The 21,960-nt window shown below is 59.8% G+C and carries 21 protein-coding genes; 6 read left to right on the top strand and 15 right to left on the bottom strand.

Annotation, left to right across the window (positions count from 1 at the left end; translation table 11 throughout):
- Nucleotides 1-49: 49 nt before the first annotated feature.
- From POI8812_RS11545 to POI8812_RS11555, 3 genes are read right to left on the bottom strand one after another with little or no spacing between them, the layout of a single operon-like run.
- The gene (locus POI8812_RS11545; protein ID WP_108782752.1) at nucleotides 50-583 is read right to left on the bottom strand and encodes a TetR/AcrR family transcriptional regulator; all 534 of its coding nucleotides are present in this window, start codon (nucleotides 581-583) and stop codon (nucleotides 50-52) included.
- Nucleotides 584-616: 33 nt separating this feature from the next.
- Nucleotides 617-1,471, bottom strand: coding sequence for a dihydroneopterin aldolase (locus POI8812_RS11550; RefSeq protein WP_108782753.1), 855 nt, complete (start codon nucleotides 1,469-1,471; stop codon nucleotides 617-619).
- Nucleotides 1,472-1,515: 44 nt separating this feature from the next.
- Entirely contained in the window at nucleotides 1,516-2,055 is a 540-nt protein-coding gene (locus tag POI8812_RS11555; RefSeq protein WP_146186163.1) for a hypothetical protein, read from the bottom strand.
- A gap of 133 nt (nucleotides 2,056-2,188) precedes the next feature.
- Here POI8812_RS11555 and nadA point away from each other — a divergent pair, with 133 nt between their 5' ends.
- The 4 genes from nadA to POI8812_RS11575 all read left to right on the top strand — a co-directional run bounded on the left by nadA (nucleotide 2,189) and on the right by POI8812_RS11575 (nucleotide 8,300).
- Entirely contained in the window at nucleotides 2,189-3,244 is a 1,056-nt protein-coding gene (gene nadA, locus POI8812_RS11560; protein ID WP_108782755.1) for a quinolinate synthase NadA, read from the top strand.
- A 97-nt stretch (nucleotides 3,245-3,341) separates the two neighbouring features.
- Entirely contained in the window at nucleotides 3,342-4,910 is a 1,569-nt protein-coding gene (locus POI8812_RS11565) for an L-aspartate oxidase (protein WP_108782756.1), read from the top strand.
- 126 nt (nucleotides 4,911-5,036) lie between these two features.
- Complete coding sequence (locus tag POI8812_RS11570; RefSeq protein WP_108782757.1) at nucleotides 5,037-6,050, top strand: TAXI family TRAP transporter solute-binding subunit; 1,014 nt, start codon at nucleotides 5,037-5,039, stop codon at nucleotides 6,048-6,050.
- A 129-nt stretch (nucleotides 6,051-6,179) separates the two neighbouring features.
- The gene (locus POI8812_RS11575) at nucleotides 6,180-8,300 is read left to right on the top strand and encodes a TRAP transporter permease (protein ID WP_108782758.1); all 2,121 of its coding nucleotides are present in this window, start codon (nucleotides 6,180-6,182) and stop codon (nucleotides 8,298-8,300) included.
- A 15-nt stretch (nucleotides 8,301-8,315) separates the two neighbouring features.
- Here the strand turns inward: POI8812_RS11575 and POI8812_RS11580 are convergent, their stop codons facing one another.
- From POI8812_RS11580 to POI8812_RS11605, 6 genes are all read right to left on the bottom strand, one after another.
- Nucleotides 8,316-8,780: a hypothetical protein gene (locus POI8812_RS11580; RefSeq protein ID WP_146186164.1), complete on the bottom strand. Its 465-nt coding sequence runs from the start codon at nucleotides 8,778-8,780 to the stop codon at nucleotides 8,316-8,318.
- Nucleotides 8,749-9,675, bottom strand: a complete 927-nt coding sequence (locus POI8812_RS11585) for an ABC transporter permease (RefSeq protein ID WP_108782760.1) — start codon at nucleotides 9,673-9,675, stop codon at nucleotides 8,749-8,751. Before POI8812_RS11585 ends, POI8812_RS11580 begins: the two co-directional genes overlap by 32 nt.
- Nucleotides 9,668-10,678, bottom strand: coding sequence for an ABC transporter permease (locus POI8812_RS11590; protein ID WP_108782761.1), 1,011 nt, complete (start codon nucleotides 10,676-10,678; stop codon nucleotides 9,668-9,670). The genes POI8812_RS11585 and POI8812_RS11590 overlap by 8 nt, the downstream gene beginning before the upstream one ends.
- A 140-nt stretch (nucleotides 10,679-10,818) precedes the next feature.
- Complete coding sequence (locus tag POI8812_RS11595) at nucleotides 10,819-12,525, bottom strand: peptide ABC transporter substrate-binding protein (RefSeq protein WP_108782762.1); 1,707 nt, start codon at nucleotides 12,523-12,525, stop codon at nucleotides 10,819-10,821.
- Complete coding sequence (locus POI8812_RS11600) at nucleotides 12,522-13,577, bottom strand: ABC transporter ATP-binding protein (RefSeq protein WP_108782763.1); 1,056 nt, start codon at nucleotides 13,575-13,577, stop codon at nucleotides 12,522-12,524. The genes POI8812_RS11595 and POI8812_RS11600 overlap by 4 nt, the downstream gene beginning before the upstream one ends.
- Complete coding sequence (locus POI8812_RS11605; RefSeq protein WP_108782764.1) at nucleotides 13,570-14,571, bottom strand: ABC transporter ATP-binding protein; 1,002 nt, start codon at nucleotides 14,569-14,571, stop codon at nucleotides 13,570-13,572. Before POI8812_RS11605 ends, POI8812_RS11600 begins: the two co-directional genes overlap by 8 nt.
- Nucleotides 14,572-14,776: 205 nt before the next feature.
- Here POI8812_RS11605 and argE point away from each other — a divergent pair, with 205 nt between their 5' ends.
- Entirely contained in the window at nucleotides 14,777-15,937 is a 1,161-nt protein-coding gene (gene argE / locus POI8812_RS11610; protein WP_108782765.1) for an acetylornithine deacetylase, read from the top strand.
- Here argE and POI8812_RS11615 read toward each other — a convergent pair.
- On the bottom strand, nucleotides 15,927-16,598 hold the full coding sequence (locus POI8812_RS11615; protein ID WP_108782766.1) for a DUF2461 domain-containing protein: 672 nt from the start codon (nucleotides 16,596-16,598) through the stop codon (nucleotides 15,927-15,929). The two genes, argE and POI8812_RS11615, sit on opposite strands and share 11 nt — an antisense overlap.
- A 2-nt stretch (nucleotides 16,599-16,600) precedes the next feature.
- A complete protein-coding gene (locus tag POI8812_RS11620; RefSeq protein ID WP_108782767.1) occupies nucleotides 16,601-16,858 on the bottom strand; it encodes a BolA family protein in 258 nt (85 codons plus the stop codon).
- A 101-nt stretch (nucleotides 16,859-16,959) separates the two neighbouring features.
- On the opposite strand from POI8812_RS11620, the gene POI8812_RS11625 reads away from it, so the two are divergent.
- Entirely contained in the window at nucleotides 16,960-17,619 is a 660-nt protein-coding gene (locus tag POI8812_RS11625) for a J domain-containing protein (protein ID WP_108782768.1), read from the top strand.
- 55 nt (nucleotides 17,620-17,674) lie between these two features.
- Here the strand turns inward: POI8812_RS11625 and POI8812_RS11630 are convergent, their stop codons facing one another.
- The 4 genes from POI8812_RS11630 to POI8812_RS11645 all read right to left on the bottom strand — a co-directional run bounded on the left by POI8812_RS11630 (nucleotide 17,675) and on the right by POI8812_RS11645 (nucleotide 21,910).
- Entirely contained in the window at nucleotides 17,675-18,853 is a 1,179-nt protein-coding gene (locus POI8812_RS11630) for a CaiB/BaiF CoA transferase family protein (RefSeq protein ID WP_108782769.1), read from the bottom strand.
- Entirely contained in the window at nucleotides 18,843-20,357 is a 1,515-nt protein-coding gene (locus POI8812_RS11635) for a tripartite tricarboxylate transporter permease (protein WP_108782770.1), read from the bottom strand. Before POI8812_RS11635 ends, POI8812_RS11630 begins: the two co-directional genes overlap by 11 nt.
- A gap of 6 nt (nucleotides 20,358-20,363) precedes the next feature.
- Nucleotides 20,364-20,849, bottom strand: coding sequence for a tripartite tricarboxylate transporter TctB family protein (locus POI8812_RS11640; protein WP_108782771.1), 486 nt, complete (start codon nucleotides 20,847-20,849; stop codon nucleotides 20,364-20,366).
- Nucleotides 20,850-20,923: 74 nt separating this feature from the next.
- Nucleotides 20,924-21,910 (bottom strand): Bug family tripartite tricarboxylate transporter substrate binding protein, encoded by a 987-nt coding sequence (locus tag POI8812_RS11645; protein ID WP_108782772.1) that lies wholly within the window; start codon nucleotides 21,908-21,910, stop codon nucleotides 20,924-20,926.
- Nucleotides 21,911-21,960 lie beyond the last annotated feature (50 nt).

Below are 21,960 nucleotides of genomic sequence, written 5' to 3' on the forward strand. Positions count from 1 at the left end.
CCCTCCACAACTTTGCAACAGGTATAGGGACGTCGATGGGGTGCTGCAATCAGCGAACCGGGTGAAGCGCCCGCTTGGCATCCTCATCGCGCCCCACCGCCTTAAGCATCAGCGCGCCTTGCACGCGGGCCAAGACTTGCAACGCCACATCGACGCGCTGCGCCTCTGGCAGATCCAACTGCGCGGTGCCCCACTCCAACAACTTGTCAGTGATCCGCTGACCGACGGCGATGCAGAGCGCGTCGCCCAAGGCTGCAAGGGCGCTCAACTCCACCCAAAGCCGCCCATAGGGCCAGAGCTGATCTGTCATCATGGCCGTACCAACACGCTGCACCAATTGATCAGCAAGGACGGAATCGCCCTGCCCGCTCGCGTCGAGGATACGGACAAGTTGGTCACTGATATGCGTCAGCGTTGCTGTCAGGATGTCGGACTTGTCTTTGAAATAGTAGAGCAGCATCCGGTCACTGACCCCGGCCCCTTTAGCCAGGGCGCGCAGGCTGGACCCATTGAGTCCATAGGTAAGCACGTGGGCAGCGAGACGATCCAGCAGGTCTTCACGCTTCAGATCAGAGCGCGGCACAGCTCACTCCAGCGGTCTGCGCGAAATAAGGCTTCAAAACTCCGACGCGCCAATCGTCGCAGCCAACCAACGCGCCAATGCCGATGTGCTCAGATCCGATGGTGGATCGCCGGCATCGAGAACAAGGCGCGACGGCGCCCAAATGCAAAGCAGACCCTGCTTCAACGCCCAATCGAGCTCCGTAAAACTGTCAAAAACGGTTACGCCATCCTGTCCGCTCGCCAGAAGCCATGCTGCCTGCTCCATCTGCAGCAGAACGATGTTCCGGTGTGCAATCTCATCGAGGCCATCTGGCATGTCGCCTATCGGCGGAACGCAAAGGATAGTCGGCGCACCTGGTGCACGGGCCGCCGCAATGGCCTGTGTCGGGTCCTGCAGCGCGGCTGCTTCAAGCACAACGATACGGGGCTGCAAATCAGCATCCGGCGACGTGGTGGCTGGCGCGCGCCCGATCTGCGGGGTTTGCGCATCCGGGCGTACGCGGACAATCTCCACACCCAAAGCACCTGGAATGCGGTCCAGCTTCTCAATTCGGACAAAAATACGGATCGCGCGGCGATCGGCCAGCACCCGCTCGGCAACGCGTTCAGCAAGCGTTTCCAGAAGCTTGATCCGTTCAGCCGAAAGCTCTGCTGCAATCGCGTCGGTGATGGTGTCGTAGCTGATGACCTTATCGACATCGTCATCCTGTGCCGCGACATGAGCCGCCACTTCCAGCACCACATTGAAGCGGATGCGCTGGTTCACGCCCCTTTCAGAGTGAAAGGCCCCAATCTCCACCTCTTGCACATAGTCGCGCACGGAAATTCGGTCGAGCGGCAGAGGGCCGGACGTGGCCGCCGCGCGGACGTGCGGCAATTCGAAGGCGATGGCGGTCTCGTCTGTCATGGGCGCTCCTCGGCTCTAGGCCGCTTAGCCTTTCGGGCGCGGCCTCACAAGTCTGCGGGCGTCGCGGCAGTCGCCATCTGCGACTTGATGAGCGTTTCGACATGATCTGCGTCACGAAGCGCAATCATTTCCTTGGGCCGGTCAAACCGTATCCGATAGGAACCATCGGCCTCTTGAAGCGGGATCAGCCGCAGAGTTGAGCCATGACGCGAAAATGACATATCAGTATAGCGATATTTGACAGGCGTATACGGCACTGGCCCCATCCGCACGAGGATCGTGACCCCTTTATCCGTGACAAGGTAGTCCGTTTTGCTGCGCGCATAGATGTCTACGGCCGTCGGCCCGACAACAAAGGCTCCACCGACCAGATAGGCAAACGCGCGAAAGCCCATCCCCGCAACCACATCGCCCTGTTCAATGATCTGTCCGCCAGCCCATCCAAACACGACGATGACAATCAGACCGACCACCGCGAACATGAATAGTGCAGGCCGGAAGACAAAGCCCTGCCCCGGCCTTCCATGCCAGATCAGTCGTTCATCTGACGCCAGAAAAGCGCGCATATGCGGGGGTATCTGCACGGTATGCTCCTGCCAGTCTTTCTTGACATCACGATGACACAAGCGCAGTTTGCAGCCAACGGCGCACCTTGCGCCTTTTTTGAAGCGCACTATATGCTCAGAGTGAGCACAAAAGAGAAAAGGGGCCAAGCCCATGTTTCTGAATGCTAATATGCAGGCCGACGCGGCCCGTGCTGAGCTTGAAGCGCACTATGACCTGGAGCCATCCGACGCGGCGATGAAAGCCACGGCAGAGATTTACGAGCCGCTTCGCGCCACCATTCCAGAACCGGACTGGATGCGCTTTGCCCCATTCATTCGCGAAATCAATCGCGTGAAGGTCGAAAAAGATGCGGTCATCCTGGCCCACAATTACATGACGCCAGAGATTTTCCATGGTGTATCTGACGTGGCGGGGGACAGCCTGCAACTCGCCATTGAGGCGACGAAAGTCGCTCAGCAGACAATCATTCAATGTGGCGTCCACTTCATGGCCGAGACGTCGAAGATCCTCAATCCGGCAAAGACCGTGCTGATCCCGGACAGCCGCGCAGGATGCTCGCTCGCCTCCTCGATCACCGCAGCGGATATCGCGAAGATGCGGGCGGAATACCCCGGCGCGCAGGTCGTCAGCTATGTGAATACGACCGCCGAGGTGAAAGCCGCCTCCGACATTTGCTGCACCTCCTCGAATGCGCTGGCTATTGTAGAGGCGCAACCGGGTGATACGGTCATCATGACCCCCGATGGCTATCTCGCGCAGAATATTGCGGCGCAATCGACCAAGCGTGTGGCCTATTGGCAGGGCGCTTGTATCGTTCATGAACAGTTCACGGCGGAAGAGCTGCGCGCCTATCGGGAGAGCTATCCTGGCATAGCAGTCATCGCCCACCCCGAATGCCCACCTTCCGTGGTGGCCGAAGCTGACTTTACCGGGTCTACTGCCGGGATGATCCAATGGGTTAAGACGAACCGGCCGCCAAAGGTCGTTATGGTAACCGAATGCTCGATGGCGTCCAACGTAGCCGCAGAGGTGCCGGAGACCGATTTCGTTCAGCCCTGCAATATCTGCCCGCACATGAAGCGCATCAGCCTTGAAAACATCCTGTGGGCACTGCACAGCGGAACAGAGGAAGTCACGGTTGCGGATGAGTATATGGAGCCCGCCCGCCGCGCGGTGGAGCGGATGATCGAAGTCACCAACTCCTGATCCGAACACCCCTCGCGGGGACACGGAGCCCGCGGCAAGACGGGCTCCTGCCGCACCTGATCAATGGTCCGGTCCGCCAGCCTGAAAGGCAACTTCCATGTCTGATAACCTGCATGACATTGCCGGCACCCTTATCATCGGCGCAGGTCTTGCGGGCCTGTTCACGGCACTCAAGCTTGCGCCGCGGCCTTGTACGGTCCTCTCTCCCGAGGTGGTCGGCACCGGAGCATCGAGCGCTTGGGCACAAGGTGGGATCGCGGCGGCGGTTGGGCTGGGAGACACGGCAGAGGCTCATGCGGCTGACACAGTCGCAGCAGGTGCGGGGCTCGTAGATGCCGACGTTGCGCTGAGTGTGACAGCCGAAGGCGCAGATCGGATCTTCGATCTTCTGGCCTATGGTGCACCTTTCGACAAGGACAGCGAAGGCAAACTCATTCAATCCAAAGAAGCGGCCCATTCCACCAACCGCGTGGTTCGCGTTTCGGGCGATCAGGCTGGGCGCGCGATTATGGACGCTTTGGTGCGCACGGCCCGCGATACGCCGTCGATCACGATACTGGAGCGGATCGTCGTTGACGATCTGGCAATCGCGGACGGCCGCGTCGTCGGCGCATTTGCCCGTCGCACCGATGATCCGATGGCAGATCCCGTGTTGATCCGCGCCTCCGAAACGGTTCTCGCAACCGGTGGCGTGGGCGGGCTTTACGCTGTCACAACAAATCCGGCGCGTGTCCGGGGCCAGGGTCTCGGCATGGCCGCGCGCGCGGGCGCAAAGCTTGCCGACACGGAATTCGTTCAGTTCCACCCCACGGGCATTGCGGTTGATAGAGACCCCTGCCCGCTCGCCACGGAGGCGCTGCGCGGTCACGGTGCCGCCTTGATCGATGGCGACAATCACCGCTTTGTTTTCGACACTCATCCTGATGGCGAACTCGCACCGCGTGATATCGTTGCCCGTGCGATCCATGCCAAAAATCTGTCGGGCGGACAGGCCTATCTCGACACACGGGAGGTTCTGGGCGCCCAAATCTACGAGGAATTTCCAACCGTCGCGGAATATTGCCGGGAAGCGGGCATTGACCCGGTCAAAAACCCGATCCCGGTCCGGCCAGCTCAGCATTACCACATGGGCGGACTTCTGACGGATCAGCACGGGCGCACGACGCTAGACGGCCTCTGGTGCGCGGGAGAGGTCAGCTCAACAGGTCTGCATGGCGCAAACCGACTGGCCTCAAACTCATTGCTGGAGGCGGTGGTGTACGCGAACCGCATCGCACAAGATATTCTGACGCGGCCTGCCGTTTCACAAGTGGGGCGGCTGGCGCTGGCCCCCTCCCTTCACGGTCCGACGCCGTTTGAACTGCCAATGGATGCGATTGCGGCGCTCAGAACAACAATGGACCGAGACGTAGGCGTCGTCCGCACGCCCGAGGGGCTGCGGCGCGCTCTACAATCCATCGCACGGCTAGAGGCCCAGCACGCACCGGCTTCGCGGGCCTTCCTGAACATGACAACGGCCGCAACGGTCATAACCGCGGCAGCCTGGCTGAGAACCGAAAGTCGCGGCGGCCAGTTTCGAACCGACTTCCCCGACCCGGACCCTGCTCAAGCACACCGCAGAACAATAACACTGCGAGAAGCTCTCGCGGTGCGGGCCGAAGCCTAAGATAGAAAAGTTGTCCATGACGGCGGACTTCGCAAGAATGGTTACTATATCCTGATTTAGGCGTATCCTACGCCTTCGATAGAGCGGGCCATAAGATCCGCCGATCTCAAATCAGGGAGTCCCACTATGGGTTATAATGCGAAATCTTTCGTAATGGCCGCCTGTGCGGCAACACTCGGCTTGGGCGCGATGCCTGCCGCCGCTGAAGAAGCTGACTACATTCTGGCAACCGCTTCGACCGGTGGCACCTACTACCCGGTTGGCGTCGCACTCGCCACACTGGTGAAGGTCCGCCTGCAACCTGGCGAAGGCATCGGGATGAGCGCCATCTCCTCGGCCGGATCGGGTGAGAACGTGCGTCTTCTGCGCGAAGACGAGGCACAGTTCGGCATCATGCAGGGCCTCTACGGCTACTATGCAGCAACCGGAACCGGCCCGCTGGAAAGCGAAGGCGTGCAGGAAAATCTGCGCTCGGTCACGATGCTGTGGCAGAACGTAGAGCATTTCGTCATCGACAGCGACCGGGTCGACACGGGTGACATGGCGGATTTCGCGGCTCTCGCGGGCGAATCCGTGGCACTGGGACGCCGCAACTCAGGTACGATCGGATCGAATGCTGCAATCCTGGGTGGCTTCGGCTTCGATATTTACGAGGACTTCGAGCTGGTAGAAGGCGGTTATGGCCCCTCTGCCGAAGCCCTGCAAAATGGTCAGGTGGCTGGCATTTCCACCCCAGCCGGTGTCCCGGTTGGCGCGATCAGTCAGCTCTTTGCCGCAGCCGGTGACGGTGTCACCCTGCTCAACATGACTGACGAGCAGATGACGACCGCCGATGGCGGGCGCAACCTCTGGACACCATACACCATCGAGGCGGGCACCTATCCCGGTCAGGACGAAGCTGTGCAGACCATTGCACAGCCCAACTTCCTCGCCACGCAAGCCGATCTTCCCGAAGAGAACGTCTACATGATTACGAAGGCGATCTATGAAAACCTCGGCTTCCTGCAAGCGATCCACCCGGCAACCAACGCGATGAGCATCGAGGCCGCGATTGCCGGTCTGCCTCTGCCGCTGCATCCGGGCGCGATCCGCTATTACGAGGAAGTCGGCATCGAAATCCCGGATCGCCTACGTCCGTAACTGACTGCTTGGTGTAATGTTCGCCGGACCTGATCCGGGGTGCCCCATACTGTGATGGGGCCGCGTGAACCCATGCGGCCCCACTTCTAGTCCGAAGCGTTATGCTTCGTTGAGACTTCGGGACAGGCCATGACTGACGAGATCGAAACCGAAAGCCCGACCCGGGATCCAAAAGGGCTGCTGGCACATATGGTGACGGGATTGTGTCTGGTGCTGAGCGTCGGGCATCTCTACCTCGCGCTGTTCCCTGTCATTTCTGAATTCGAGCGAAACGTCTTTCACTTTGCGGGTTTCGCGCTTCTTGCAGCGCTCCTTTATCCCGTCCTGCCGCGAGCGGGGCTGAAAAAGAGCCGCACGGCACTCGCTTTCGACATCGCTCTTGGCGTGATCGCAGTCTCGGGCGCCACTTGGATGGCACTTGCGGAAAACGCGATCTACGACCGCGGTGTCCGACTGTCCACACTCGACTACGTGGCCGCGATTGCAACAATCCTCGCCGGGATCGAGTTGACCCGCCGGGTGTCGGGCATGGTTATCCCGGTCCTGATTGTCCTGTCGCTAACCTATGTGGGATGGTGGGGCAGCCTGATTGACGGTGTGTTCTCGTTCCGCGGATTGAGTTGGGAAACGGTGCTCTTCCGGTCAATGTATGGCGACGACGCCATGTTCGGGACAATTGCACGCATTTCGTCGACCTATGTATTTCTCTTCATAATCTTTGGAGCGTTCCTGATCCGGTCCGGTGCGGGCGAATTCGTGATCGACCTGGCGCGCGCCATTGCGGGTAAACTTGTTGGTGGGCCCGGCCTGGTCGCCGTCATAGCAAGCGGCCTGACTGGCACGATCTCAGGCTCAGCGATTGCCAACACCGCCTCAACGGGCGTGATCACCATTCCGCTGATGAAACGCGCCGGTTTCCCGTCGAAATTCGCAGGTGGGGTTGAAGCAGCGTCTTCCACCGGAGGGCAGTTGATGCCGCCTATCATGGGGGCAGGAGCCTTCGTGATGGCGAGCTTCACGCAAATTTCCTACGAAACGATCGTCGCTGTCGCGGCCCTGCCTGCCCTTTTGTACTTCCTGACCGTCGCGTTCTTCGTGCGGATCGAGGCGAAGCGCCAAAACCTCAAACCGATGGAGAGCGACGGAACGACATTGTGGATGGCCGTCAAACGCGGCGGAGCCTCCTTCATCATCCCAATCGCTGTGCTGATCTTCCTCCTCGTTTCAGGCTTCACACCAACCTATGCAGCCGTCATCGGGATTGGTGCGGTTATCGTGTCGAGTTGGTTGACCCAGAATCCAATGGGGCCCCGCGCGATCTTTGAGGCGCTGGTGATGGGCGCGCGCAACATGGTCATGACGGCCGTTCTGCTCTGTGCCGTGGGTCTCGTCGTCAACGTCATAACCACCGCCGGTATCGGTAACACCTTCAGCCTGATGATTGCGAACTGGGCGAATGGGAACCTGCTGCTCGCCATCTTCCTGATTGCGATTGCAAGCCTCGTTCTGGGCATGGGACTCCCGGTGACGGCGGCCTATATCGTTCTGGCGACCCTCTCTGCCCCCGCACTGGCGGGCATGATTGCAGACCGGGTCGTGGTGGATGCGGTCGCGAGCGGCACATTGCCAATGGGGGCGCAAGCGCTCTTCATGCTCTCAGCACCCGAGGCGGTCCCCCTTCTGGCAGAGCCGATGGCGGTCACCGATGCACGCGCGCTAGTCGGCGGACTGCCGCTGGAGGTCGCTGCCCCCCTGCGCGACATGGTCGTACCGCCTGAAGCCGCTCTCGCAGCCCTTCTATCCGCCCACATGATCATTTTCTGGCTGAGCCAGGATTCCAATGTCACACCCCCCGTGGCACTGGCAGCCTTTACCGCAGCGACAATTGCGAAATCACCGCCAATGGCGACGGGCGTGGCCAGTTGGAAGCTCGCCAAGGGCCTCTACATCGTACCGGTTCTGTTTGCCTATACCGACTTCCTGAGTGGAAATTGGGGGGATGCGCTGACCGTTTTTGCCTTTGGCGTTGTCGGCACCTACGCGCTCGCCGGGGCGCTGCAAGGATGCATGGAGCGGCCGATAGGCCTGATCCTACGCGTGTTTGTCGCGATAGCGGGACTGGCCTGCCTTTGGCCAGACGCACTCATCATCAATGTGATGGGCGTTGCACTGGTCGCGACACTTGTCGTGCTGAATGCGCGAGGGGTGCCGCTTGCAAGCCTACGAACGGCCTCCGGCGGGGATATTTGACGGAAGTGAAAGGGGTCAGTCGGCCGAGGTGCCATCCGGCACAAGCACACGGATTTCCATCTCGTAATCATCGAAGAACAGCCAGACGATCGTTTCCCCCTCGGGCCGCAATTCCAGTTCATCAAACCGCAAGAACAATCCATCATGGACGAGGTCGAGCGCATTGCCCGGCTGAATGGGCATCTCAAAGATCTCTGTCTCAAAATCGCCCGCCCGTGCGAAGATGAAGCCATCCTCCCCATCCGGGCCGTCGACACCGAAAAGCGTGATGGGAACATCACCCACATTGTAGATATGGCAATAGAGTTCCCAGGCACCATCAGGTCGTGGGTGCAGTTCGGCATTCACAACGGAAATACCAATGATCTCACTGGTCTGCTCTTCAGGGTGATCAGCAAATGCCATCACAGGGGCCGCAAACGCGAGCCCCAGCGCCATCAATGCGCCCTTAGCGGCCTCTGATATGCGGATCGAGCGCATCGCGCAGTCCGTCCCCGATATAGTTCACACTCAACACTGTCAAAGACAGCACCAGCCCCGGCCAGAACACGCGACTTGGCGTGATCGTCATGAAGTTAGCGCCGTCATAGAGCAAGCGACCCCATGTCGGAAAGTCCGAAGGGAAGCCAAGCCCCAGAAAACTGAGCGCACTCTCCGTAATGATCGCCGTCGCAATCCCCAGCGTGGCTGACACCATTATAGGAGACAGAATATTGGGCATAATATGGCGGAGAATGATCCGATATGCCGGTGTTCCGATGGATTTTGCCGCCAGAACGAATTCCCGCTCTTTCAGCGCCAGCACATCACCCCGGACGATTCGCGCGGTCTGCATCCAGCTCGTGATGCCGATGATGAAGACGATCAGCAGGAAAATCCCCGTCTCTGGCCCGAAGGTGGAGCGCAGGGTGTCGCGAAACAGCATGATAATGACAAGCAGAAGCGGCAGGATCGGCAGGGCGAGGAACAGGTCCGTCAGACGCATCAACGGCCCGTCGAGCCGGCGGAAATACCCTGCCAGCACACCCACCAGCGTGCCAAAGAACATTGCGATCGCCATCGCCACCACGCCAACCAACAGCGACGTGCGCCCGCCTTGCAGGACTTGCGCCAACATGTCCTTGCCTAGATTGTCGGTGCCCATGGGATGCGCCCAACTCATCCCCTGATTTCGCGCACGGAAATCGGAATAGGTCGGGTCAATCGTATGGATCAGCGGACCAAAGATAACGGCGAGCACGATGAACAGGAACACGGCCGTTCCCGCCATCGCACCCTTGTGGCGTGTAAACTGATCCCAAACATCCCGGCCCAGGGAGCGGGGCGCGTCCTCTTCGACGACGGCTTCAGCAACGATGCGGGTCTGATCACTCATAGCGAATCCTCGGATCAAGGATGCCGTAAAGGACGTCGGCAATCAGGTTGAACAGCACGATCAGCACCGCAAAGATAAAGGTGAGGGTTTGGACGAGCGGGATATCCGCGCCCTGAATGCCGATGATCAGCAATTGCCCGATCCCATTCACGCGGAAGATCTGCTCCGTGATGATCGCGCCGCCAAAGATCGTGGGGATGTTGAGTGCGATCACTGTGACGACCGGGATCATCGAGTTGCGCAAGACATGGATCGTGACCACGACCCGCTCTGTCAGACCCTTTGAGCGCGCGGTCCGCACATAGTCCTGTTGCAGATTGTCGAGCATGGAGGCCCGCATATACCGGCTGAGTTGCGCGGCCGTTGCGAGCGCCAGAACCATTGTCGGCATGATCATCTGCTTGATCTGGAAGACGAAGCTATCCCAATCGGTCACCTCGTGGTTTGTGTCATAGATCGACGGAAACCACTGAAGTTGGACCGAGAAAAAGACGATGAACACAAGACCCGTAAAGAAGGTGGGGATCGAAAAGCCGACCATGCTGACAAAGGTGCCGATCTGGTCGAACCACGAATATTGCTTGTAGGCGGAGATCACGCCGATCGGCACCGCGATGATGACGGCGACAACCTGGCTCATCCCCACAACCCACAGCGTCTGAGGCAGACGCTCGATGATCAGATCCACCACCGGGGAGCGTGTCGCCCAGCTGGTTACGCGCAGGCGATCACCGTCACCGAATTGCCAGCCCGTCCACCCTTCAATCAGGTTGAGCGGCTCGTTGATGAAGAATTGTTTGAGCCAAAGCGCGTAGCGCACAGGGAACGGCTCATCGAGGCCGAGACTGTCGCGGATCTGCTGGCGCACTTCCGGCGGAATGGTCAGCGGCAGATTGCCGGTCGGATCACTCGGCGCGAGGTCAAGGATCGCGAAGACGATAAAGCTGATGGCCAGAAGCGTCGGGATCGAAATGAGCAATCGCCGGATGGTAAACGCAAACATATAAGGCGCCTCTGGGCATGAGCTGGAAGGGATGGAGCGGCGCGCCCGCCGCTCCGGTTTTTTGGACACGCTCCGGACTGTGATCCGGGATCGCGATGCGCAAGGCGGCCCCGGCTCAAGGCCGGGGCGTGGCCCTCACATCACTCCGCGCGGGACCACTCAGCAATGTTCCACAGCTCGGAGTCCCATTCGTTCATCTTCACCCCTTCGAGGGAAGCTGCACGGGCGGAAACACCACCACGGTGGATCAGCGGGATGATCGCACCTGCGTCCATCAGCATGTCGTTCATCGCGATGGCCAAAGCTGCACGATCTTCCAGCGCCGCGGTCTGGGACATTTCAACAACCATCGCGTCATACTCTTCAGAGCAGAAGCGCGGCATGTTGTTGCCCAGCCACAGATTGTCCGGGGACGGGATCTCGGAACAGGCCCAGTTGCCCATATACGCCTCTGGATCGGTGCCATCGAAGTTGTTTGTGTACATCTCGATGTCCGCAAAGAACTTCTGGAACGTGTCCGGGCTGGACTGATCGCCGCCGAAGAAGACGGAACCGTCGATGTTGCGCAGCTCGGTCTCAACACCGATCGCTTCCCACATCTGTTTGATCAGCGCCTGCGTGCCCTGACGAACAGAGTTTGTGGAGGTCTGGTAGAGCACGCTCAGGCGCACACCATCCTTAACGCGGACACCATCATCACCCATTTCCCAGCCAGCTTCATCGAGCAGGCGGTTGGCTTCGTCCGGGTTATACTCCAGGCACCAATCGTTGTTGGTTGAGGCATAGACCTCTGGCGCGGGCAGAACGTTACAGGTCGGACGACCCGCAGCACCGTAGCCCGCTTCCACAAGGATGTTCCGCTCGATGGCGAGTGACAGCGCACGCGTCACAGCCGTGTCCGTCAGGAACGGGTGCGGATGGGCAACTGTACCACGCTCGTCACCCAGATCAGCACTCGGGTTTGTGAAGTTGACCATCAGACGCTCAACCGAGGTACCGAACGCGGAGACGACTTCACCCTGACCAGCAGCTTCCATCTGCGTCAGGATTTCAGGCTCAACCTGCAAGTTCCACGCATAGTCGAATTCGCCGGTTTCCAGAACGGAACGTGCGGCAGAGGCCGCGTCACCGCCGCCTTTGAAGTTCACGGTCGCGAAGGCGGGCTGGGACGCCACGCGGTAGTTTTCATTTGCCTCGAAGGTGGCAACGTCATTCGCCTTGAAATCGGTGACGATAAATGGGCCGGTGCCGATGGGGGCAAAGTTCTCTTCCGTACAGGTCGGTGCGGCCTCACCCGTGCAATCCGCAAACTGTGCCTGCTGCAGGATCGGGCTTTGCGCGCCGACAAACGGGCCATAGGGGAAAGGCTTTGGCTCATCGAAGGTGATGCGGATCGTGCTATCGTCCACGGCCTCGACATTGGAGACGCCGTTATAGTTGGACAGCTGCGCACAGCCGCCGGCCGGATCGGTGCAATACTGCCACGTGAACACGGCATCAGCAGCGGTCAGCGGCGTGCCGTCAGACCACATAATACCCTCGGAGATCGTCCAGGTGATCTGCGTCAGATCTTCGGACACGCCACCATTTGCGACGGTGGGAATTTCGTCAACGAGCCAAGGCACCATGGTGCCGGTCTCGTCATAACGTGCGAGCGGCTCCAGAACGAGGCTCGCGGCCTCAAGCTCTTTCGTGCCACCAGACAGGTAGGGGTTCAGCAGCGAAGGTGCCTGCCAGTAGATAATGTTGAGCTGGCCGTCAGAGCCACGCTCTGAATGGCCGTCAGCATAGGCAGCCCCTGCTGCGACAAGGGCTGTAGCCCCCATCAGCAATCCGATACGGGTCATGTTGTTTCTCCTTGTTGGGATGGTGTCTCGGCGGTTTCCGCCTGTTTTTGGGACAGTTCACCTGCCTCTGATTGGTCTTGTTCAAGCAGGTGGCAGGCCGCGAAATGCCCCGCACCATGTTCCTTGAAAGTCGGTTCAACCTCTTTGCAGATCGGCATCACAGCCGGGCATCGCGTGCAAAAATTGCAACCCTTGGGCGGTTTTGCCGGGGACGGGACATCCCCTTGCAGGATGATGTGTTTGCGCGTCGCCTCCACAGTCGGATCAGGCGTCGGCACTGCACTCAACAGCGCCTGCGTATAGGGATGCTTCGGACGGTTGTAGAGGTCCGCACGCGGCGCCAACTCCACGATCTTGCCCAGATACATCACCGCCACACGGGTCGCGAGGTGGCGCACCATGCTCAGGTCATGAGAGATGAACAGGTATGTCAGACCCAGCTCTTTTTGCAGATCCTCCAACAGGTTCACGACCTGCGCTTGGATCGACACATCGAGGGCCGCAATCGGCTCATCACAGACAATGAATTTCGGGTTCAGTGCCAGCGCCCGCGCGATCCCGATCCGCTGCCGCTGACCACCCGAAAACTCGTGCGGATACCGGTTGGCAAAGCGGCGGGCCAGACCGACCGCATCCATCAGCTCGTTGACCCGCTCGCGCCGTTGCTCGGCTGACATGTCCGAATGCTCTCGCAGTGGTTCTGCGATGATATCGGCGACTTTCATACGCGGGTTCAAACAGGCTTGCGGATCCTGAAAGATCATCTGCATCTGTGGACGTTGCGCCCGAAGGTCGTTGCCCTCCAGCTGCACAACATCGGTCCCGTCAATTGAGACCGATCCGGATGTCGGATCATAGAGCCGCAGGATCGCGCGGCCTGTCGTGGACTTTCCGCAGCCACTTTCCCCGACAAGGCCCAGCGTTTCACCCGCTTTGATGTCGAAGTTCAGATCATCGACCGCCTTCACTTCTCCGACCTTGCGGCGCAGCACGCCCTTGTAGATCGGAAAATACATGCGCAGGTCGCGCACCTCGACAAGCGTGTCAGACATTGCGCGGACCTCCCGTCGCCGGATCCCACCAACACGCCGCATCATGACGAGGGCCAACATCGATGCGGGTGGGGTTTTCCCGCAGGCAGCGATCAAAGGCGTGGCGGCAGCGTGGCGCAAAACTGCAGCTCGATGGAGCGGCATTCAGACTTGGCGGCTGACCTTCGATGGTACGCAACCGCTCCGACCGCTCTTCCGTAACGCTGGGCAAGGTTTCCAGCAGCGCCCGTGTGTAGGGATGCTGTGGATTGGCGAAAAGCTCGGCCACTGGGCCCTGCTCAACAATCTGACCGCCATACATGACCAGCACCCGGTCCGCGATGCCAGCCACGACCCCCAAATCATGGGTGATCCAGATGATGCCCATGTCCAGCTTCTGACGCAATTCGCGCACAAGTTCGAGGATCTGCGCCTGAATGGTCACATCAAGCGCCGTTGTCGGCTCATCCGCGATCAACAGTTTCGGATCGCACGCCAATGCAATGGCAATCATCACCCGTTGACGCATTCCGCCCGAGAATTGGTGCGGATAATCTCGCAAACGCTGTTCCGGGTCCGGGATGCCGACAAGCGCCAGCAACTCGGCCGCACGCTTGCGCGCATCTGCCCGGCTCAAGCCCATATACTTCCGCAATCGGTCGGTAATCTGGTAGCCCACATTGAACACAGGGTTCAGAGAGGTCATTGGGTCCTGAAAGACCACACCAACATCGCGACCGCGAAAAGCAAGCAGATCGTTGCGGTCCATGCCACGCACGTTGCGCCCCTGAAAAAGCACCTCGCCACCCGAGATTTCCGCCGATTTCGGCAGCAGGCCCATCAGGCTCATCATCGTTACGGATTTGCCAGAGCCGCTCTCCCCGACCACACCGACCAGTTCTCCTGGGGCGATGTCGAAGGACACTTCGTTCACGGCGTGAACGTCACCCGAGCGGGTGTGAAAAACAGTTTTCAGCGCCGTTACATCAAGCAACGGTTGCGGTGTATCGCGCATATATCTTCCCTGTCGCCCTGACCGCCGGCTCTCTCGGCTGACTGGTTCACGGCTGTGTGATTCAAACTAGACGCGAGATTTCTGGACCACGCAACCCCCTCAATCGACACAACCCTAAGGTGACCATACGGAAGTGTCGCAGCGTCAACCGATTGCGCGGCACGCCGCTTCATGATTGTTTATCGTGCAAAATGAGGGGTGGACGATGGCCGAACGCTATACCGCAAAGGAAATGCTGGCAAAGCTTGTCAGCTTCCAGACCGTCTCCCACAACAGCAACTTGGATCTTGTTCAATTTGTTGAAAATTATCTTGAAGGTTTCGGCATCGCCGCGCACCGGGTTCCCGATGCGACCGGTGAAAAGGCTAGCCTGTTTGCGCATATCGGCCCGTCAGTCGATGGCGGTGTGATTTTGTCTGGGCACACGGATGTGGTGCCCGTCGAGGGTCAGCCATGGTCGACAGATCCGTTTGCGCTGACCGAGAAGGACGGACGCCTCTACGGACGTGGCGCCTGCGACATGAAGGGTTTTCTCGCCCTCGCGCTTGCTGCCGTTCCCGACATGATCGCGGCCCCGCTGTCCCGCCCAATTCATCTCGCCCTCAGCTATGATGAGGAAGTCGGTTGTCTTGGCGCGCCCCCAATGATTGAAGCGATGAACGCATCCGGTCCACGGGCGGCCACCTGTATCGTGGGTGAACCGTCAATGATGCAGATCGCCGATGGTCATAAGGGCGTGTGCGGCCTCACGGTTTCGGTTCGAGGGTTCGAGGTCCATTCCAGCCTGCTTCCAACCGGCGTGTCCGCGGTCATGACCGCAGCCCGGCTGATCACGTGGCTGCATGAGCGTAACGTAAAGAATGCAGCGAATGTCAGGGACGAAGATCTCGCCTTCGCGCCGCCATTCACGACCTTGCACTCCGGCATCATTGCAGGCGGCACGGCACACAATATCACCGCGCTTGATTGCAATTTCACCGTCGATATCAGGGCGATCCCGACCGAGGATTTGCACGGCTGGAAGGAGCGGTTCACCGCCTATTGCAAAGAGGTCGAAACGGAAATTCGCACGATCCGCCCAGAGGCCGCAATCACGATCGAGGAGCGGGCCATCGTGGAGGGCCTGCAGCCTGAAAAAGACGGTGCCGCCGATGCGCTTGTGCGCCGGATCAGCGGACAGAATGCCAGTGTCAAAGTTCCCTACGGAACCGAGGGGGGCCAATTCCAAGCTGGCGGTTATTCGACCGTCATTTGCGGTCCGGGCTCGATTGATCAGGCACACCAACCCGATGAGTTCATCTCAATCGAGCAATTGGAAAAGGGCGAACGGTTCATGTCCGCCCTGATCGCCGACCTCAGCCGCTGACACGGCCATAAGCCAAGAGCGGCTGCACCTCCCGCGCCATGCTCACCAACCGCTCGACGATGGACCCGTCGAGCCACGCCTCACGCCCCGGCTTTTCGGACGTCAGCAGGCTCTTAAGGCGAACATACGGTGCGACCTCGCTGTCCTTATGCGCTTCAAAGCCACGTGGCATCGTGCGCAGCGCCATGTCCATGGAAAGTTCGCGCCCGTGGCGACGAAGATGATCGAGCATTTGCTGCAGACCTTCCGGCTCTGCGATCATACGTCTGCGGATGGGACCGAGCGCTTTGGGCGACAGATTGTAGTATCCTGCCCCCAGAAACCCGCCCTCCGCATCTATCTGGGCATACACGATCCCGCCCATCTCCTTTTTGTCGCCACTAGGCGTCAACATGCCAGAGGTCGTAGTCTTGTAGGGGGTCTTGTCTTTGGAGAACCGCGTGTCGCGCTGGATGCGGAACATCGTGCGCTTGCCGCCGTAAAGCTCGATCCCCTCCGCCGTCAAAATCTCGGTCGCCTGGCCCAACAACCTGGCAAATGGGTCTTCCAGCGCCTCGCGATGCCGCTCCCGATTGGCCTTGTACCATTCACGCTCATTATTTGCGGCAAGTTCCTCCAGAAAGGCGAAGCTGTCGGTTGTAAATTCCGGATGGCTCCCCATTTTCAGGCTCCGACATCCAGCGCAAGCGCATGAATGGGCCCCGCCATCTCCTGTTTCAATGCGGCATAGATCTTGCGCTGCTGCGCGACACGACTCAGCCCGGCCAGACTTTCGGCACGCATGCGCACCTGAAAGTGGCTTTGCCCCCCATCCGGCGCGCCCGCATGCCCGGCATGAAGGTGCGATTCATCAATGACTTCAAGTTCATGCGGGGAAAACTCCGCCTGTAAAACCTCGGTGATACGATCCGCCACACGCATTTTTCACGCCTTTCCTGACTGGGCGGGGCTGCACCCCGCGCCCGTTAGGTTTAAGATGTTGCCCTCCGAGTCGTAACCCTGCTCGCTTAAAGGCCCAATGAATGACCCGCAAAAATCCCTTCGAGTTTGATATCTCCGTGTCCGCCGACAAAAAGCGGCGTGCGCGCCAGCGCGGGCAATCCGGCGCCGTCAACAGTTCGACGAAGACCTGCGAACACGAAGGATGCAAGGAGCCGGGTCTCTACCGCGCGCCCAAAGCCGCTGACCGGCTTGAGGAGTTCTATTGGTTCTGCAAGCAGCACATTCGTGAATATAACCAAAAGTGGAACTTCTTCGAAAATCACACCGAGGAAGAATTTAACGAGCAGATCGAGAAGGATCGTGTGGGCGATCGTCCGACATGGGGCTTCAAGTCCGGTGTCGAAAAGGCCACGACAACCTCACATTCCGAAGGCCGTGCATGGGCTCGCTTCGGCTTTGACGATCCGCATCAGGTGCTTGGGGAGAATGCGACACTTAACCCAGCCGCTCAATCCAGCCGCCCCACGAAACGGAAGCTGCCGCCGACAGAGCGGCGCGCACTCGACATCCTCGGCGCCGAGGACACTTTGACCAAGACCGAATTGCGCAAGGTTTACAAATCACTTGTCAAAGACCTGCACCCCGACATGAACGGCGGCAAGCGCGACGATGAGGACAAGTTGCAAGAGGTCGTCTGGGCCTGGGATCAGATCAAGGTCAGCCGTTCGTTCCGTGACTGAGCGCGTCAGGCGGTAACAATCGCCCCATTCCCCGGCGCAGTCGGGTTGATGCACTTCAGATCACACCGGATTTGCGAAGTCCCTCAATCTGCTCGGCCGTAAGCCCCAGTTCTGAGAAGACCGTCTCGTTATGGGCACCCAACGAGGGTGGCGCCCTGTCGGGCTGCGGGCGCGCGCCGTTCATGATGATTGGCGAGGCGGTCAAGGGCACACCATCCCGCTCCGCGATCAGCCCCCTTTCCACGATCTGCGCGCTTTCCAGCGCCTGGGGTACAGTCCATACCGCACCGGATGGAACGCCGAGATCATTCAGGGATCGGACCCAATCTGCCGCAGGGCGCTGACGAAGTGTCTTCTCCAACTCGGCCCGTAATGCGATCCGGTTGCGCTTGCGATCCTCGCGCGTCGCATAGTCCGGGTTCTCCAGCAAATCGGTACGGCCCAGATGCCGGGCCAGTGCTTGCCACTGCTCATCCCGGTTCGCTGAAATGTTCAGCGGACCATCCTGCGCCTGAAACGTCCCTGACGGGGCCGAGGTTGGGTTTTCGTTGCCATTGGCCTGCGGGTCCGTTCCGCCAATCAAATGGTTGGAGACGACCCACCCCATGGTCGACAACATCGCTTCCATCATCGAGACGTCGATAAACGCACCACGCGGTCGGGCGTTCAGTGCTGCGGCGATCGCGAAGGCGCCCACCATGCCCGCAACCGTGTCGGCCACGGGATATCCGACACGCAAAGGCGCACTGTCCGCGTCACCGGTTACGCTCATCACGCCGGAAAGCCCCTGCACGATCTGATCATAGGCCGGATCGCCACGCAGCGGTCCGGTCTGTCCAAAGCCCGAGATCGCACACTGAATGATTTCTGGCCGGCTCGCCTTCAATACGTCGTAACCAAGGTCCAACCGCTCCATCACACCGGGACGGAAATTCTCCACGACCACATCTGCCGTCGAAAGCAGGCTTAAAAAGATATCGCGCCCGGCCTCTTGCTTGAGGTCGAGCGTGACGGAGGACTTACCCGCGTTCTGCGCGAGGAAACTGATACCCATCCCAGCCGCGTTGCGCGCAGGGTCCGCGCCGAGATTGCGGGCCAAGTCCCCGGTTCCGGGACGCTCAACCTTGATGATCTCAGCGCCCATCAGTCCCAATTGGTAGCAACAGTAAGGACCGGAGAGCACGTTCGTCAGATCGAGAACGCGCACTCCTTTCAGCGGTCCCTCAATCGCCATCAGCGACGCCTTCACGCTTGGCCCGTGTTCGGCGCGCACGATAGCTTGGCAGAATGACCAGGATCGCGGCGAGCACCAGCAGACCCATCGTCATCGGCCGCGCAAGGATGAAGTCGATCCCGCCATAGAGTTGCATCGCCCGCCCGAAATTATCCTCCAGCATCGCGCCCAGGATAAACCCGATCAGCAGCGGCGCCAGTGGGTAATCCGCAAAACGCAGGATCGTCGCCGCCACACCAAGGCCGACCAGCAACAGCAACTCCGTCGCGTTGTTCTGCCCGATATAGGCCCCCATCAACGTGAAGAAGAGGATGAAGGGGATCAGGAAGGTGCGCGGGACCGCCAGAATCTTTGCGATATACGGGATCAGCGGCAGGTTCAGGATCAGCAGGATCAGGTTGCCGATAAACATCGACATGATCACCGCCCAGAAGATCGACGGTTGGTCGATCATCAGGCGCGGACCCGGCGAGACGTTGAGCGCGATCAGCGCGCCGAGCAGGATCGCCGTGGTGCCCGACCCCGGGATGCCTAACGTCAGCAGCGGCACGAAGGAACCAGTACAGGCGGCATTGTTTGCAGCCTCAGGCGCCGCCAGCCCTTTTACAGAGCCTTTGCCAAACTGTTCCTGATCTTCCTTAGAGGCGATATTACGCTCCACGGCATAGCCCAGAAACGACGCGATTGTGGCCCCTGCCCCCGGCAGCACGCCGATCAGGAAGCCCTGGATCGACTGGCGACCCACGACGGGGGCGATGGCCTTCGCCTCCTCCCGCGTGATGCGCAGTTCCTTGATCTCGCCACCGTTCTCAGTCTTGGAACGATTGGGGTCCATCACGAGGTAAATTGCTTCAGGCAGTGCGAACATCGCCATAGCCAAGGTAATGAAGCTAAAGCCCGATTGCAGGTCCATAATGCCCATCGTGAAACGCGGCAAGTTGAACAGTGCCCCCTCGCCCACCGTTGCCATGATCAGGCCCAGGATCGTCATCATCAACGCCTTGGCCACGTTGCCAGACCCCGCGAATGCTGCAATGGCCGACAAGCCCACAACCATCAGCGCGAAATACTCCGCCGAATGGAACAGCAGCGCCACCTGCGCCAATGCCGGGGCAAAGATCAGCAACAGCACCGCACCGATCGACCCGCCGGTGAAAGAGGAGATCGCAGCAACCGTCAGCGCCTTACCGGCCTTGCCTTGTCGTGCGAGCGGGTAGCCGTCAAAACTGGTCGCAACTGTCGAGGCGACGCCGGGTGCGTTGATCAGGATGGACGAGGTGGAGCCGCCGAAGATTGCACCATAGTAAACACCCGCCAGCAGGATCAGCGCGGCTGACGGATCGCCGATGCCAATCGCGACAGGGATCATGATGGCAATAATGCTCATCGGTCCCAGCCCCGGCAGCATTCCAATGAATGTGCCGATCAGACAGCCACCGATCACCATAAGGATGTTCTGGAACGACAGCGCAGTCGTTATGCCGATCATCAAACCTTCAAGCATGTCAGATCACCCCAGGAAAAATGGAAGAGGACGCAGGAAGATGCCCAGCACTTCCTGAACGAGATACCAAATGGATCCAGCGGCGATCACGGCCGTAACCATCACGGCGACCCACCGCTTCTCCCCAAGCAGGAAAGAGCCGATGGCCAGAAATCCAACGGTTGAAAGCAAGAACCCGGCGGGCCGCAGCAACAGCGCGTAAGCGACCATCAGCCCCAGCAGGATCGCCGCCTGCCCGATCTTGTATTGGCCCAGATTTCGATAGTCGATGTCGCCTTCCTTGATGACGACCTCGTTCTTTTCGAGGCCCAGCAGAATGACGAGCGAGGTCAGAACCCCCAGCACGGCCAACGCTTTTGGGAACGTGGAGGGCAGCACCGGATTGCGCTGCATGAAGGGCGGAAGACCCGCATCAATCGTGAAGAACGCGGCATATCCATATGCCAGACAGATCGCGAGGAAGATCAGCGCGATCCAGCGGTCGAGTGCCATAACGGACCCTCCGGAGAAACTGTTTGGGGGGGGGTGGACGCGCGGCAATCCGCGCCGCGCGCCCGATCCTGGGATCAGAGGAAGCCGAGCTCACGCATCAGATCACCGATCACCTGCTCCTGGTTCTGCAGGAAGGCCTCGAAGTCGTCGCCGGAATTGTGGATGTTCACCCAACCGTTGCGCGCACGCACTTCTTCCCACTCGGGCGTGTCATACATCGCCGTCAGCGCAGACTGATAAGCCTCCAACTGCTCGGCGGGCAGACCCGGTGCACCGAAGAACCCGCGCCAGTTGACGAACTCGGTCTCGATGCCCTGCTCCATCATGGTCATGGCCGACGGATAGGCATCCACACGCTCAGGCGCTGTCACACCGATGATCTTCACTTCGCCCGCTTCAGCAAGGCCAACCGCCTCGGAGAATCCGGTGGACAAGGCTGCAATCTCACCCGACAGCAGGGCCGCCATCGCATCGCCACCTGCATCGTAAGGGATGTAGTTGACGTTCAGTGGATCCTGACCGGCGGCCTTCATCGTCATGGCCGCAACGAGGTGGTCCATACCGCCCGGAACAGAGCCGCCGCCGATGGCAACACCGCTGGGGTCCGCCTCAAAGGCCGAGACCAGCTCACCCATGTCGTCGATCTCGCTGTCTGCGCCCACCACGATGGCGGCATAGTCACCAATGGTGCCCGCGACGAGCGTCAGATCCGAGAAGTTGTAGGGGAATACGCCGGTCAGCGAGCGGATCACGATGGGCGTGGAGTTGACCATCAGCGTACCATGCTGGCTGTCCGCGTTCTCGATCATGTAACCGATTGCGACACCGCCGCCACCGCCGGACATGTTCTCGTAGGAAGCCGAACCGACGAGGCCCGCACCGGTCAGCGCCTCGCCCGTACCGCGTGCCGTGCCGTCCCAGCCACCGCCTGCGCCGCCTGGGATCAGGAAGTGGATTGAGTCCACAACCTGATGGCCATCCGCCATTGCCGGTGCAGAAAACATCATGCCAGTTGCAGCCACTGCGGCCAGTGCCGCGCGGCGCGTCATATCGAATGTCATTGGTTAATCCTCCCATTTGACAAAGCAGTCTTTCGCTGCTCACTTCCGAC

This window comes from Pontivivens insulae (genome assembly GCF_900302495.1).
Classification (GTDB): Bacteria; Pseudomonadota; Alphaproteobacteria; order Rhodobacterales; family Rhodobacteraceae; genus Pontivivens; species Pontivivens insulae.